Raw genomic sequence first — 14,749 nt, 5'->3', positions numbered from 1 at the left:
AATCAGCAAATGCTAAGGTTTGTGCATACGAATTGTCAAGTAAAAGTAGGTTTAACTTTGGCTTATACATTAAATCGAAAATGCATGACATCTCCATCGCAAACGACATAATCTTTCCCTTCCAAACGTAATTTTCCTGCTTCTTTTGCGCCTTGTTCACCCTTGCACGTGATAAATGCATCGTATGCAATCACTTCTGCGCGGATAAACCCTTTTTCAAAATCTGAATGGATAACGCCTGCTGCTTGTGGCGCGGTAGCTCCTTTAGAAATTGTCCATGCTCTTACTTCTTTGACTCCAGCAGTAAAATAAGTTTGTAACCCCAGCAATTCATAACCCGCACGAATCACTCGATGCAATCCAGGTTCACTTAAGCCTAAATCTTCCATGAATTCTTGACGATCCGCTTCATCTAATTCAACCAACTCTGCTTCAGTTGCAGCACATAACGCAACAATGCTGGCTTTTTCTTGCATCGCTAAATTACGAACTTGATCCAGTAATGGATTGTTTTCATAGCCATTGTCATCGACATTTGCAATATAAAGTACGGGTTTCGCAGTGAGCAGAAAAAGGCGGCGCGCAATAGGTGCTTCTTCAGCACTCAATTCAAGGGTGCGAACAGGATAACCTGCATCAAGATGTACCTTGATTTTTTCTAAGGTTTTCATTTCAAAAATTGCTTCTTTATTACCGCTACGACTGTTTTTTCCTGCTTTCAATATGGCTTTTTCAAGAGTTTCCATATCTGCTAAAGCTAGTTCTGTATTAATGACTTCAATATCACTTAGTGGATGAACCTGGCCTTCCACATGCACTACATCTGTATTTTCAAAACAACGTACTACATGGGCAATGGCATCAGTTTCACGAATGTTTGCTAAGAACTGATTACCTAATCCTTCGCCTTTGGATGCTCCTTTGACAATACCGGCAATATCAACAAATTGCATGGTAGCTGGGAGTACTTGTTGTGGTTTTACGATTTCACTCAGAGCATCTAGGCGCGGATCAGGGACAGTAACTATCCCGACATTGGGTTCAATCGTACAAAAAGGGTAGTTTGCTGCTTCAATACCTGCTTTGGTGAGTGCGTTGAACAGTGTTGATTTACCAACATTGGGTAAGCCCACGATGCCGCATTTAAATCCCATGTGTAAGTACCTCTATTATTAAAACTATACTAACTGTTACCCTGCATTAAGCTGCATTCAAATCCTAGCCAGGATTCTTTGCATTGTGGGTAAGCAGTGCCTAAACATTCAATTGATTCATTGCTCTGGCTAAATCACCTGAGAATATTAAAGGCATTACTGCTATGCCTCTATCAATCGCATCATACATTAACTGTCTGTCTTGTGCTGAGGGTTTACTGAGCACAAATTGATGAACTAAGTCTCTATGGCCAGGATGACCAATTCCTATACGTAAACGGTGAAATTCTGTGCTCCCTAATTGGGCTATTATATCTCTTAAGCCATTATGACCGCCATGGCCTCCACCTGTTTTAAGTTTAATGCGCCCTGGTGGTAAATCCAGTTCATCATGGACAACCAGTATTTCTTCAGGTGAAATTCGATAAAATTGGCTAATAAGTCGGGTAGGTTGACCACTATGATTCATAAACGATAGAGGCAAAACCAACTTACCTGAGTGCTGATTTAATTCCAAATCAGCCAGTTCGGCTTGCATTTTTTTTTCCAGTTTGAAAAAGGCGCTATGGCGCTGAGCTAAGGCGGAGACTAACCATCCACCAGCATTATGTCGCGTGTGTTCATATGCTGATCCTGGATTACGCAAACCAATGATAAGTTTTATGGCCATGGTATAGCTCTTTAGATAGGGTCGTAATTCTGGAGGTTTTGTAGCCTGGGTGAAGCAACGCGGAACCCGGGTTAAGTGTACACTAAATCTCCGGACTCCGCTTCGCTTCACCCAGGCTACGTTTACATTTTTTCAATCAAACTTGAATGATTACTCTTCATCTTTATCTTTTTCAGAGCTAACAGTCGGTACATCAGATGCTGGAACCTCTGTAGTTTCTGTTGTTTCTTCTTCCTCTGCAGCAATCACTCTAGGCATATGAATGCTCACAACAGGAGCGTCATGACTACCGTCTTCAACATCAACAGTGAGTTGTACCCCTTTAGGTAATTTTAAGTGAGATAGATGAACAACATCATCCATTTGAACATTGGACATATCTACTGCGATAAACTCAGGTAAATCTTTTGCCTGACAGCGAACTTCTACTTGAGTCATAGTATGGTTAATAATACCGCCAGCCTTAATACCAGGAGCTTTGTCTTCATTGATAAAATGAATTGGTACTAGTTTAACCAGAACGTCAGTTTTAGAAACGCGTTGTAAATCCATATGCATTACAACTGGCTTGTAAGGATGACGTTGTAATGCTTTTAAAATTACATGCTCTACTTTGCCATCAACTGTAATATCAAAAACACTGGAATAGATACTTTCAGTTTCTAAAGCTTTGATTACTTTGTTGTGCTGAAAATGAATTGACATTGGCTTTTTATCGCCGCCGTAAATTACACCAGGTACTTTATTTTCAAGACGACGTAGGCGGCGGCTCGCACCTTTCCCCATATCCGTTCTTGTTTGTGCTTCTAAAAGGATGTTTGACATTGTATACTCCAAAATTTATATAAGTACCCTATTTAATCCGCGACCAGATTAAACACCGGATTATCTATAAAAAATCCGGAAAGGGTGGCGAAGTATACAATATTTTAAAATGAACTTGAAGTCATAGTCATAATTTCATAGAATATGCGACTTTATTGAATTTGTGATAGCCAATCAGGCGAATTGGAGAAAAATTATGTATGCGGTAATCAAAACTGGCGGTAAGCAATACACCGTGAAGGAAGGTGATGTGTTAAAAATTGAATTACTGCCTGAAGATGTTGGCAATGAAATACAATTTAAAGAAGTGCTCATGTTGGCTGATGGCGATAAAATCGTTTGCGGTACTCCATTAGTTGCCAAGGCAACAGTGAAAGCTGAAGTGCTTGATCATGGCCGTCACAAAAAAGTCAAAATTATCAAGTTTCGTCGTCGTAAGCACCACAGGAAGCAAATGGGGCACAGACAATATTATTCGCAAGTTAAAATTACTGCGATAAGCAAGTAAGAGAGGATAGCAATGGCTCATAAGAAAGCAGGTGGTAGTACTCGTAACGGCCGCGACTCGAATCCCAAGTACCTTGGAGTGAAGCGTTTTGGTGGCCAATTTGTTAATGCGGGTGAAATAATTGTAAGACAACGCGGTACACGTTTTCATCCAGGACCTGGCGTAGGTTGTGGTCGTGATCACACCTTGTTTGCCTTGGTTGAAGGTTTAGTACAATTTGTTGTCAAGGGTAGCAAAAATCGTAAGTATGTAACTATAGTTGCAGAACAAAAAGAAGAATCTGCAAACTAATTTGGTTATTACTCTAACCAGGATACTACGTAGAGTGGACTTGGTTTGTTATGATGTGTTCCGGATTATGGTTTTACCTTAATCTAATTACATGTTATGCCTAATTGCAATGTTATTATTAACCCCGGCAACGGGGTTTTTTTTTATTTCGAGGTTGGTCATGAAATTCGTTGATGAAGCAGTGATAAAAGTAGATGCAGGCCATGGCGGAAATGGTTGCCTAAGCTTCAGACGCGAAAAATTCATACCAAAGGGAGGCCCTGATGGGGGGGATGGGGGCGACGGAGGTAGCGTTTACTTTGAGGCGAGTACGGATTTAAATACGCTTATTGATTTTCGTTATATGCGTCACTACAAAGCAGGCAATGGCCAACCTGGTATGGGTGGAAATTGTACTGGGAAAAAAGGTGATGATTTAATAATAAAAGTGCCTGTTGGTACCATGATTTATGATGTGGATACAGGAGAGTTGCTTGGTGATATTAAGGAACCAGGGGTACCGGTATTAATTGCTCAAGGTGGATTTCATGGATTAGGAAATACACGCTATAAGAGCAGTGTGAATCGCTCCCCAAGACAGACCAGCCCTGGAAGCCCAGGGGAGGCACGACATTTACGATTGGAATTACGCGTTTTGGCTGATGTCGGTTTATTGGGGTTACCTAATGCAGGAAAATCTACTTTAATTCGCGCAGTTTCTAGTTCAAAAGCTAAAGTCGCTGATTATCCTTTTACAACGTTACATCCGAGTTTAGGTGTGGTGAGTGTTTCTTCACACAAGAGTTTTGTTATGGCTGATATTCCAGGGCTCATTGAAGGAGCATCCACAGGAGCAGGACTTGGTCATCGCTTTTTGAAACATCTTTCTCGTACCTGTGTGTTACTCCATGTAATTGATGTTGCTCCTCTTGATGAAAGTGATCCGGTTGCATCAGCTAAAACAATTATTAATGAATTGGCAGAGTACAATCCAGAGCTTTTGCAAAAACCTCGATGGTTGGTGTTGAACAAAATAGACATGTTACCTGATGCAGCAAGTCGGGAAGAAAGAATACAAACCATAGTGAACGGTTTGAATTGGAACGATAGAGTATTTGCTATTTCAGCAATCAGCGGTGAAGGAACACAACAATTGTGTTATTCACTGATGCAGCTGATTGATGAGATGAAAGAGTCTGAAGCATAACCATTCTGCAGCATGTTCTACTACTGCAGCAGTACGATAAGGTATATTATGGGTTTCCTGACGTTCCTGATCGTGATTGCTGTAGTCAATAATCAATTGTGTAGTTCCTCTTCTGGGTTGTTGTTGCCAATATTCTGCTAAGCCCCGTATATGAAAAAACAGTTTATTTTTACGCAGACCAGTAAAATTCAATAAATGATGTATCTCGGGTTTGGTAAGCAATAATTGTAATAATCCACCGGTAGCCTCATCGATAATCGTTATTGGTTCATTGATACTGGCGATTAATTCACGCAAATTTTCAGACGCTTTTTTATCTACACCACTAATAATATGAGGCTTTAGAATAGGCTCGACAACAGCGTTTACTTTATCGACAAGATTAGGTGTACAGCGAACCTTAAATTCAATATAAGGTGATTCCCAGCGATAACCTGTTTGGCAATCAATATCCTGAAGCGCATCTTCTAATTTTTGAGCAATTTCACTTTCTGCCAAGCCAAAAATTCGCCATTTTAGTATTTGTTTTTTACTGTGGGCTGTTTGCTGCAATATGGGTAATACATAATGATTAAACATAGGCAGACATTCCCGTGGTGGGCCAGGTAATAAAAAGAAGTTTTTATTATTCCAAGGATAATAACACCCCAAAGCACTACCCACAGGATTGGGTAAAAGTTGAGCCTTTTCGGGAAAGAGGCTTTGTTGAATATTCCCTGGATTAAGATCTAGGCGTGCATCACGTAGTCGGTTTTTTATATGTTCAAGAGCGATAGAGTGTTGTATTAATGCTTGGCCCGTAAATCGTGATAAAGCAAAGCGAGTGAGATCATCTGTGGTTGGTCCAAGTCCACCAATGATAATTATAATGTCATGTTTTTCTGTCAAGAAGTGTAAACAGTTGATGATATCAGCCTCTTTGTCACTGCATGAAACATGCAAACCTAGAGGTAAGCCTTCAGAGCTTAATGCGTGGGCGATATTGCGACCATTAGTATTTAAGGTATCACCATGAACTATTTCATCACCGGTTGCTAAAATGCCTACCGTCATAGTCTGTTTCCTAGCGTCCAATATGAACTTGATTTTATAGCATAATTTGAAAAATCTGTAATAGTTGTTGACATTTATCCGCAAATTGCCTAATAACTAAAAAAGGTGGTTTTTTTTAAGATACTTGCATCGTACCATCTACTGTTTAAGATTATGTGTATGTGAAGGAGAAATTATGGAATTTTCAAGCCGTTATGTAGCGCATGTTCCTGACGCTCAAGGGTTTGTTAATTATTCTGAAAAAGAAAACTCGATTTGGAATATTTTATTTGAACGACAAATAAAATTATTACCAGGAAGAGCTTGTGATGAATTCCTGACTGGATTAAAAACACTAGATCTTAATTCTAAAGCAATTCCACAGATTCCAGATCTCAATCAAAAGCTTAAAGCAAAGACGGGTTGGCAAGTGTCTGCTGTTGCTGCGTTAATTTCTGCCCGAGAGTTTTTTGAGTTGTTGGCAACAAGACATTTCCCTGTGGCTACATTTATTCGTAATGAAGAAGAGTTGAATTATGTAAAAGAACCTGATCTCTTTCATGAAGTTTTTGGTCATTGCCCCATGTTGACGAATAAGGTTTATGCAGAGTTTGTTTATGATTATGCTCAGAAAGTGCTAACTTTCCCTGAATCCGATTGGCCCTTACTGCAACGTATGTTTTGGTTTACAGTTGAGTTCGGTTTAATTAAAAGCGCGAACGGTCTGCGAGCTTATGGTGGTGGAATACTGTCTTCAATTAGTGAAACAGCATATAGCGTAGAAAGTGATATCCCACTTAGAGTGAGGTTTGAACCAATAGCGGCATTCCGTATGCCTTATCGTATTGATATGTTACAACCAGTTTATTTTGTGATTGATGATTACCAAGTTTTATATGATTTTGTTTTATCGGATATAGGTAAACTTTTGTCTCGAACTCGGGAGTTAGGAGAATTTCCGCCTTTTTTTAAGGTAGACCCGAATAACCCTAATATTCATATTCGAGCGTGTTAATTTATACCTTAAGCAATAACTTAAAATACTAAAACTTCTTTGGAAAAGGTATATATATTGTAATGAACAGCCAGTCTTGTTAACATCGAGCAACCTGTTTGTTCATTGGCTGTTTTAAGTCAAGGAGCATTATTTGATTAAAGTATTAATTGTTGATGACCATGCATTGGTTCGAATGGGGATTCGACGATTACTCGAAGATATGTCGGATGTAGAAGTAGTTGCTGATGCAGAAAGTGGTGAACAAGCTTTGGCATTAGTAAAAAAACATTCCCCTGACGTGGTCCTTTTAGATATGAAAATGCCTGGAATTGATGGCTGGGAAGTAACACGTCGTCTGAAAAAATCAAATCCGCACGTTAAGGTTATTGCTGTGACTGCAATGTGTTCTGATGTGTTGCCCACTCGTGTCTTGCAATTGGGAGCCATGGGATATCTGACGAAAGAATCAGGCGCTGAGGAAATGGCTGCTGCGATACGTAAAGTTGCTAAAGGAGAGAGGTACCTAAGTGCTGAGATTGCCCAGAAAATGGCAATTAATAGTCTAGAAGAAGTACAAGGTTCACCTTTTGATCTATTATCTGAACGCGAAATGCAAGTCATGTTGATGATTACTAGTGGCATGAATGTTCAGGAAATTAGTGACCGACTATTCTTGAGTACAAAAACGATTAATGGTTATCGTTATCGAACATTTGAAAAACTAGGTATTAAAAATGATGTGGAGCTTACTTATTTGGCTCTGAAGCATGGAATTATAGAAAATCCTATCGATCTGGCATCAGAAGATTAAGATTTTGTAGCCTGGGTGTAGCGCAGCGGAACCCGGGATAGGAGTTTATGCAAGGCAGAATCGCCGGGTTCCGCTGCGCTGCACCCAGGCTACAAAGCATTCGAATACTATCATTTAGATTAAGAATTACTGCTATTATTATTACATGAATATTTCTACCGAATTAGCATTGTTCCTCACTAAGTTACCTAATGAACCCGGTGTTTATCGTATGTTGGATGAAGCAGGTACTGTTCTTTACGTAGGTAAAGCATCCAATCTGAAAAAACGAGTCACAAGCTATTTTAATAAACAAAATACCGGCATTAAAACACGTTCTTTGGTGAGTCAAATTGCCTCCATAGAAATTTCTGTTACGCGCAGTGAAACAGAAGCTTTATTATTAGAAAGCAATCTGATTAAAACATTAAAACCAAAATACAATGTTTTGTTACGAGATGATAAATCCTACCCGTACATCCATCTTTCCAATCATCCGGATTTCCCACGTATTGAAAGCTATCGCTCTAAGAAAAAACCTCTTTCAGGGGATTTTTTTGGTCCTTATCCCAGTAGTGCTGCGGTAAAGGAAACTATAGTAACGATCCAAAAAGTCTTTAAAATCCGTAATTGCCGAGACAGTTATTTTAATGCACGTTCAAGACCTTGTTTACAATATCAAATCAAACGATGTACTGCACCTTGTGTCAATTATATAACTCCAGAGAATTACAAGCGCTCAGTGCAAGATGCAATGCGATTTTTGCAAGGTAAGTCACAATTAATTCTTGATGAACTTGCTAAACGAATGGACAAAGCAGTAAGTGAATTGAATTTTGAAGAAGCCGCACTTTTGAGGGATCAGATTAAAAGCTTACGTTTGGTACAAGAACAACAGGGTGTTTTACAATTACGTGGAGATGCAGATGCTATTGCAATTGAGGTAAGTCCAGGTTTTGCCTGCGTGCAGTGTGCGACAATCCGTGAGGGTCAAGTATTAGCAAGTCATAGTTATTTTCCTTCTGTACCGCAAAAAGGCTTGGACGATGAACTCAGTATGGATGATTTGTGGCAACAAACTTTTGATGCATTTGTAGGATTTTATTATTTGGATAGTCCAGAGAAAATTCCCGCTTTAATTATTACGAATCATGAGTTAGTGGATCACCAGTCATTAGAAGAAGTCTTATCACAACAACGCGGCAAGTTGTGTAAAATCCAAGTAAATCCTCGCGGTATAAAATCCCGATGGATGGATTTTGCACTAAATAATTTACGGGTTTCAATTGCTGAATACGTTACAAAACATTCCACAATGAAATCTCGTTTCCATGAGTTAGAGCACTTTTTAGGATTACAAAAGCCAATTGAACGAATGGAGTGTTTTGATATCAGCCATACTCAAGGGGAAGCAACTGTAGCATCGTGCGTTGTGTTTGATCATGAAGGCCCTTGTCCTAGCGAGTATCGACGTTTCAACATCGAAGGGATTACTCCTGGAGATGATTATGCTGCAATGGAGCAGGCAATTACACGTCGCTTTAAACGTTTAGTAGAAACTCAATCATTGCCGGATGTATTAATTATTGATGGAGGCAAGGGGCAAGTTGCTGTGGCTCAGAGAGTGCTTTCATCTTTAGGTATCTCAACAGTGATCTTGCTTGGCGTTGCTAAAGGTCCTTCACGAAAAGTGGGATGGGAAAAGTTGATTTTAGTACATGAAGCACATGAATTGACATTACCCGATGATTCTAAAGCGTTACATCTGCTCCAACATATTCGCGACGAAGCACATCGGTTTGCTATTACGGCTCATCGCAAAAAAAGACAAAAAAAGAGATTGGACTCAACGCTTGAAGATATTGAAGGAGTCGGATCAAAACGCAGACAAGCATTGCTTCACCGTTTTGGTGGGTTACGAGAGCTTGCTAAGGCTCCCATAGACGAAATTGCCAAAGTATCAGGTATCAGTGCACATTTGGCAAAGCGTATATTCCAATTTTTTCATGGAGAAAATGTGTAGCCATGGAGAAAATTGAAGCCTCGGTACAACGAAGCGGAACCCGGGATCGAGGCTCGAATCAAGGCTTGATCCCGGGTTATGGCTACGCCTTCACCCGGACTACAACCTACGTTATTTCTTAGCAAATTAGAATATTATTCATAACCCTAGCAAAAATCCTAATATTCGTACTAAACTTAATTTAGATATGCTCGAATAATAATTAGAATAAATTGATATTTAAGCACAAATCTTGCATGTAAAAAAATAAAAGTAAGGTGAGAGGGGGGCATATGTATAAATTACTTTCAACTGCATTGATGATGTTCATGGTTGCCGTTGCAAACGCAGCTAATTTTTATGGCACTGGATTATGCGGTTACCCACAATACGATTGCGTTAAGGTTGAGCCGGGACAAAGTTGGGAAACTTTATTTCCGGATGAAAAGCAACGTGATATCGTACAAAGAATCAATCGTACTTATAATCCTTTATGGACTGGCAAGATTATTGCCGTTCCAAAAAATCTGGCTTACCTCACTGTTTTTGATGTCTCTCCTTTCCCGATAAAAATTCCAAATGAACATCAAAAACAAATTATTGTTGATCAGGATAAATTGGCCTATGCCGCTTATGATGCTGAAGGTAATTTGGTCATATGGGGGCCAATTTCATCTGGAAGAGACAGATGTCCTGATGCCAATCGTTCTTGTCGCACCCTAACCGGAATTTATCGAGTATTTAGTAAGGAAAATGAAAAATGCGTCTCCGACGTATTCCCCATAGGTAAAGGTGGCGCAAAGATGCCTTTTTGCATGTTTTTCCATAAAGGCTTCGCATTACATGGTTCCCCAGACATCCCAGGAGTTAGAGCGAGCCATGGATGTGTTCGGATGTTTACCCAGGATGCTAAATGGTTAAATGAGAACTTTGTTGAATTATCTAGTGAACGAAATAATTTTAGAGGTACAACGGTTATTGTTCGTCCAATAAATGACAGTGAGTGAGAAATATGATGAATACAATTAAAAAAATCACTTCGATTTCATTGATGGTTTTCTTAGGGTTAACGTCTACACACCTTGATGCAGCCAAATCTAAAAAAATTGATCCTAAAGAGGTGCAAGCTAAAGCAGAAAGAGAAGAGGCTCGATTTCCTATAGGATGTAGGCCTGTCGGATATCAGGAAAGTTTAAAAGTATTGTCTCTTTACCCTGGAAAAGAAGGTGCATTGCAATCCTTGTATTTCTTCTTTAATCAACTGCCACAAACTGTGAGTTTGTATCAAATGCGAGATGAAGACAGTCAGTACACTACTCGATACAATCATTCAATAGGTGGCCGTCAATGGGCAGCATTGGCGACAGGGGAGCCATTAGTTAAATTTATTTGTACTTTAGGTGATGGTAAAACTTCCTATGGAAAAATTATTGATTGTGCTGATACGATAAAAGTATGTGAATACGTCAATGTAAAATTTGGGTTAAATAATAAAGGTAATTATTGGATAGTAGATGGCACTACAAGAAATGGGGCCGTAAATGAGGTAGTGCATTATGGCATAATACCAGGGGTATAAATCTGAAAATATAATGATAAAAATTCAGGTGAAATTGCTGTGCAAAGAGGGAGAATCTTCATGAAATCGCTAGTACCTTGGGTCTGTTTATTCGTTGCATCAGCCAGTCAACATGCGTTTGCTGATGATTTTAGTGCTTATCGACTAGGGAGTTATAATAAAGCGATAGAGCCTTTAATGAGTCAATCAGGGAAAAATGCAGTTGCTGATTACTATTTGGGACGGATTTATCTCTATGGATATGGCCAGCTTAAAAACAGTCAGTTGGCGATGCGTTATTTTACCCAATCGGCACAAAAAGGATATCTTCCTGCCATCCAAATGGTGGCTAAATACACTTTATTGCACGATAAGGATCCACAACAAGCCTTTTCATGGTTTAAAAAAGCGGCAGATGCGGGCGATGTAGATGCCCAAATGTTTACAGCAGCGGCATACAAATATGGAGTTGGAGTAAAACGTAACGAGGATGCTGCAACTCGTTATTACATTAATGCGGCAAAAAATGGTAACTCCATTGCACAGTTTACTTTAGCAAAGAATTTTATTGATAGTCGTAATTCATCAAATAAAAAATTAGGTCTTATATGGTTAAATAAAGCAGTGAATAATGGCAACCCTCATGCAATAACCGAAATGGGGGAGCTTTATCTTGAAGGGAAATTGGTTGATAAGGATGAAAAGAAAGGTCAAGAATTATTAAACCAAGCAGCAACCCAAGGTTTTGCACCCGCTATGGTTGCTTTGGGGGAACTGGCTTTACAACAAAATCAAAAAGAACAAGCCTTGAAATGGTTTAATCAGGCAACAAATCAACAGAATGATGAAGCGTATTTGGATTTGGCTCATATTTATTTAGAACCTAAAAGTCCTATTTATGATCCTAAAACTGCCTTCATGTGGACTTTAAAAGCGGCTCAGGATGGTTTGCCACAAGGCAAACGCGAGTTAGCTGAAATGTATCAAAAAGGAATAGGTGTGACGGCCGATCCAGATTTGGCGAAGCAATGGCTGAATCAGGCGAATCAGGACGAAAGTTCAAAAAATCAGGAGGCTGCTTTGGCACAGGCAGCACTTTGGTTAAGTAATGGTACAACTGATAAATTGGAGCAAACAGATTTTCAAATGAAGGGAATATTGAGTGCTTGGCATAATCCCACGGTATTAGGAGATTTTGCTTATAACCAAGCACCACAATTGAAAAAGATAATGCGTCAAGCTGTTTTTAAACCTCAATTTGAATTAGTCCAACCTAATGATGTTCCCATCACCAGTTACTATGATGCAATCTTGAACAAGACCCCTGGTTTCCAGGCGAATCAATGGACATATCCTCTTTATCCTTTAGATCATCAGTTATCTGCTTTAGAAAGAATAAATACTCCAATATATTCTCAATTGAATCTACCTGTACCTTATCTTGATGCCAGTTATTATGATTATGATGATTATTCACAAGCCAGCATCATGGATTTATGGACTCAGGGATGGCAAGCGCAGCTTAACTATATGTCAGTGTTTAATCATTTATACTTCAGGGCGATATTAGGTGATGCTCAATCACAATTTCAAATAGGGCAAATGTTTCAATATGGCATTGGTGTGGCGCAAAGTGATTCGTCAGCAATTATTTTTTATCAAAACGCAGCGCAACAGCAGCATTTGGGGGCTGAATACAATTTAGGGATTTTATATTTGCAACATGCCAAGGATAAACAAGGTTATCAACTTGCATTAAATGATTTAACCGATGCGGCGTTTAAAGGCAATAAAAAATCTCAATATGTTTTGGCCAGAATCCTTTCACAAGGCATAACCGGTCCAGATGGTACGGTATACATTCAGCCGAATCAAGAACAAGCAATGTCTATGTTATATCTGGCTGCAGCTAATAATTACGGCCCTGCGGAATATGAGTTAGCAGATAACTTGGCTCGTCAAAATGATAGTGGTTTAAGTGTGAATGTCAGAAAGCATAAAATCGCTATGATTCGCCAACTGTATCAAGGAGCAGCAGATCGGGGTGTTTCTCAAGCGTTATTGCCGCTCGCATTTTATAATGCCATGGACCAGGATAAACAAAGGCAAGCGCACGCTTTTCTGGTTGCTAAGGAACAAGCGTCTAAAGGTGATGAAAATGCCGCATTATTACTGGGCTTGCTCTATGATCGGGGTATAGGTGTAAAAGCAGATCCAGGACAAGCAATTACCTGGTATCAACAATCAGGACAAAACGCAGTAAGTGATTTTATCTTGGGAACTTATGCTGCCGAAGGAAAAGGATTGGCTCAAGACAAGAACAAAGGAATGGCACAATTACAGCAATCCGTTGATGATAAATTTTCTTATGCTGATTTTAATATGGCAGTATTACAAAGACAAAGTGGGCAAGACTTCATACCTAATTTGATCCATTCTTATAAATTAGGAAACAGTCACGCAGGAATAGTTTTAGCGGACTACTATTTGGCCGAAAATTCTGATCCGGAAAAAATGCAAGAAGCCAAACAAATTTATACAGGTTTGGCTGCAAAAGGAGATCAGTATGCGCAATTGAAATTGGCTTTTATGCTGGAAAAAGGGTTAGGCTCTGAACCTAATCTTGCAGAAGCGCAACGTTGGTATACTGCTTCTGCGGAACAAGGCAACCCTCTTGCGCAGTATTTATTAGGCCAGTTTTATCAACTGGGTGAGAATGGAGATCCTGATTATAATTTGGCTAAGCAGTGGTATCAGAAAGCTACTACAGTTCTGCCTGAGGCTTCTGTTGCTTTAGGTTTTATTGAAGAAACAGTTAATGATAATTATACTCAGGCGTTAAAAGACTATGAACAGGCTGCTGCAAAAGGAGATGTTTTAGGAGTTTATAATCTGGCGCTCATGTATTTATATGGTAAAGGAACCCCTGTCGATTATCAAAAAGCCAAAGATCTATTTGCGCAAGCAGCAACTCACCAAGTTCATGAGGCCATGAATCAATTAGGAGCAATTTATTTCAATGGTTTGGGCCAGGCTCGTGATACGCAACAAGCTTTATCCTGGTATAAAAAAGCAGCAGATTTAGGTAATGCTAATGCGCTTTACCAGTTAGGATTATTGTCTGAAACAGGAGTCACTACCAAACTTGATTTCAATAATGCGCTCAAATATTACCAACAATCTGCAGATAAAGGTAATGAAAAAGCGATGCTGGCTTTAGCAAGGATGTACCATTATGGTTTAGGTGTTGAGAAAAACCCCAAAATGGCTGCAAGTCTTTATGAAAAACTGGCTGCACGTCAAAATGCTTATGCACAATATCAATTAGGTACTTATTATCTAGAAGGTACTGCGGGTGAGCGTTCGGTTTCTAAAGGCAAGCAATTATTGCAGCAAGCCAGTGAGAATGGTAGTGTACAAGCGCGTAAAGTCTTACAGCGATTGGAAGCACAAACTCAAGCTCGCGTCAGTTTTATTGAGCCTATATTGATGAATAAAGCACCTATTACTGCGGGACAAACTGCTGATTTTATGTATCTAGAAGCATTAAATGAGTGGAATCAGGGAGATGAAATCTTATCGCGTATGATTTTACAACGCTTAGTGACCCAATATCCTAATTTTGTACCAGCAAAACGCGCTTTTGAGCAATTAAATCAAGCACGAAGAGTTAGTATTTATGGTTAGTCAGTCAGACGCGCATTTGACTTTAGAAGCGCCGGTTCCAACGTGATCA

At 39.4% G+C, this 14,749-nt stretch carries 13 protein-coding genes; 9 read left to right on the top strand and 4 right to left on the bottom strand.

Features of this window, described 5'->3' with window-relative positions:
- Positions 1-62: 62 nt before the first annotated feature.
- The 3 genes from ychF to Lstg_RS11935 form a co-directional block, all read right to left on the bottom strand.
- On the bottom strand, positions 63-1,154 hold the full coding sequence (gene ychF / locus Lstg_RS11945) for a redox-regulated ATPase YchF (protein WP_058477916.1): 1,092 nt from the start codon (positions 1,152-1,154) through the stop codon (positions 63-65).
- 100 nt (positions 1,155-1,254) lie between these two features.
- A complete protein-coding gene (gene pth, locus Lstg_RS11940) occupies positions 1,255-1,824 on the bottom strand; it encodes an aminoacyl-tRNA hydrolase (protein ID WP_058477915.1) in 570 nt (189 codons plus the stop codon).
- 150 nt (positions 1,825-1,974) lie between these two features.
- Positions 1,975-2,649, bottom strand: a complete 675-nt coding sequence (locus tag Lstg_RS11935; protein WP_058477914.1) for a 50S ribosomal protein L25/general stress protein Ctc — start codon at positions 2,647-2,649, stop codon at positions 1,975-1,977.
- Positions 2,650-2,845: 196 nt separating this feature from the next.
- On the opposite strand from Lstg_RS11935, the gene rplU reads away from it, so the two are divergent.
- The 3 genes from rplU to cgtA all read left to right on the top strand — a co-directional run bounded on the left by rplU (position 2,846) and on the right by cgtA (position 4,634).
- Positions 2,846-3,157, top strand: coding sequence for a 50S ribosomal protein L21 (gene rplU, locus Lstg_RS11930; protein WP_058477913.1), 312 nt, complete (start codon positions 2,846-2,848; stop codon positions 3,155-3,157).
- A gap of 12 nt (positions 3,158-3,169) precedes the next feature.
- Complete coding sequence (rpmA, locus tag Lstg_RS11925) at positions 3,170-3,448, top strand: 50S ribosomal protein L27 (protein WP_058477912.1); 279 nt, start codon at positions 3,170-3,172, stop codon at positions 3,446-3,448.
- A 160-nt stretch (positions 3,449-3,608) separates the two neighbouring features.
- Entirely contained in the window at positions 3,609-4,634 is a 1,026-nt protein-coding gene (cgtA, locus tag Lstg_RS11920) for an Obg family GTPase CgtA (RefSeq protein ID WP_058477911.1), read from the top strand.
- Here cgtA and Lstg_RS11915 read toward each other — a convergent pair.
- The gene (locus tag Lstg_RS11915; protein ID WP_058477910.1) at positions 4,590-5,687 is read right to left on the bottom strand and encodes a competence/damage-inducible protein A; all 1,098 of its coding nucleotides are present in this window, start codon (positions 5,685-5,687) and stop codon (positions 4,590-4,592) included. The two genes, cgtA and Lstg_RS11915, sit on opposite strands and share 45 nt — an antisense overlap.
- A gap of 175 nt (positions 5,688-5,862) precedes the next feature.
- On the opposite strand from Lstg_RS11915, the gene phhA reads away from it, so the two are divergent.
- The 6 genes from phhA to Lstg_RS11885 all read left to right on the top strand — a co-directional run bounded on the left by phhA (position 5,863) and on the right by Lstg_RS11885 (position 14,700).
- Positions 5,863-6,681, top strand: a complete 819-nt coding sequence (gene phhA / locus Lstg_RS11910) for a phenylalanine 4-monooxygenase (protein WP_058477909.1) — start codon at positions 5,863-5,865, stop codon at positions 6,679-6,681.
- Positions 6,682-6,814: 133 nt separating this feature from the next.
- Positions 6,815-7,474: a two-component system response regulator LetA gene (letA, locus tag Lstg_RS11905; protein WP_058477908.1), complete on the top strand. Its 660-nt coding sequence runs from the start codon at positions 6,815-6,817 to the stop codon at positions 7,472-7,474.
- A 145-nt stretch (positions 7,475-7,619) separates the two neighbouring features.
- Entirely contained in the window at positions 7,620-9,476 is a 1,857-nt protein-coding gene (uvrC, locus tag Lstg_RS11900; RefSeq protein WP_058477907.1) for an excinuclease ABC subunit UvrC, read from the top strand.
- A gap of 272 nt (positions 9,477-9,748) precedes the next feature.
- Positions 9,749-10,462, top strand: coding sequence for a L,D-transpeptidase (locus Lstg_RS11895; RefSeq protein ID WP_058477906.1), 714 nt, complete (start codon positions 9,749-9,751; stop codon positions 10,460-10,462).
- Between the two features lie 8 nt (positions 10,463-10,470).
- Complete coding sequence (locus tag Lstg_RS11890; RefSeq protein ID WP_058477905.1) at positions 10,471-11,034, top strand: hypothetical protein; 564 nt, start codon at positions 10,471-10,473, stop codon at positions 11,032-11,034.
- Positions 11,035-11,094: 60 nt separating this feature from the next.
- Positions 11,095-14,700 carry an SEL1-like repeat protein gene (locus Lstg_RS11885; protein ID WP_058477904.1) on the top strand — a complete coding sequence of 1,202 codons (3,606 nt, stop codon included), beginning with the start codon at positions 11,095-11,097 and terminating at the stop codon, positions 14,698-14,700.
- Positions 14,701-14,749: the final 49 nt, after the last annotated feature.

The organism is Legionella steigerwaltii, assembly GCF_001468065.1.
GTDB lineage: Bacteria > Pseudomonadota > Gammaproteobacteria > Legionellales > Legionellaceae > Legionella > Legionella steigerwaltii.
Note: the sequence above shows the minus strand (reverse complement) of the source record. Positions and strands in the feature narration are given on the sequence as shown.

What these genes read in the sequence shown, in the direction of transcription:
- Lstg_RS11935 (WP_058477914.1), bottom strand. Translation starts at nt 2,649, where the DNA reads ATGTCAAACATCCTTTTAGAAGCACAAACAAGAACGGATATGGGGAAA.
- Lstg_RS11895 (WP_058477906.1), top strand. Translation starts at nt 9,749, where the DNA reads ATGTATAAATTACTTTCAACTGCATTGATGATGTTCATGGTTGCCGTT.
- ychF (WP_058477916.1), bottom strand. Translation starts at nt 1,154, where the DNA reads ATGGGATTTAAATGCGGCATCGTGGGCTTACCCAATGTTGGTAAATCA.
- phhA (WP_058477909.1), top strand. Translation starts at nt 5,863, where the DNA reads ATGGAATTTTCAAGCCGTTATGTAGCGCATGTTCCTGACGCTCAAGGG.
- Lstg_RS11915 (WP_058477910.1), bottom strand. Translation starts at nt 5,687, where the DNA reads ATGACGGTAGGCATTTTAGCAACCGGTGATGAAATAGTTCATGGTGAT.
- Lstg_RS11885 (WP_058477904.1), top strand. Translation starts at nt 11,095, where the DNA reads ATGAAATCGCTAGTACCTTGGGTCTGTTTATTCGTTGCATCAGCCAGT.
- rpmA (WP_058477912.1), top strand. Translation starts at nt 3,170, where the DNA reads ATGGCTCATAAGAAAGCAGGTGGTAGTACTCGTAACGGCCGCGACTCG.
- rplU (WP_058477913.1), top strand. Translation starts at nt 2,846, where the DNA reads ATGTATGCGGTAATCAAAACTGGCGGTAAGCAATACACCGTGAAGGAA.
- cgtA (WP_058477911.1), top strand. Translation starts at nt 3,609, where the DNA reads ATGAAATTCGTTGATGAAGCAGTGATAAAAGTAGATGCAGGCCATGGC.
- pth (WP_058477915.1), bottom strand. Translation starts at nt 1,824, where the DNA reads ATGGCCATAAAACTTATCATTGGTTTGCGTAATCCAGGATCAGCATAT.
- uvrC (WP_058477907.1), top strand. Translation starts at nt 7,620, where the DNA reads ATGAATATTTCTACCGAATTAGCATTGTTCCTCACTAAGTTACCTAAT.
- Lstg_RS11890 (WP_058477905.1), top strand. Translation starts at nt 10,471, where the DNA reads ATGAATACAATTAAAAAAATCACTTCGATTTCATTGATGGTTTTCTTA.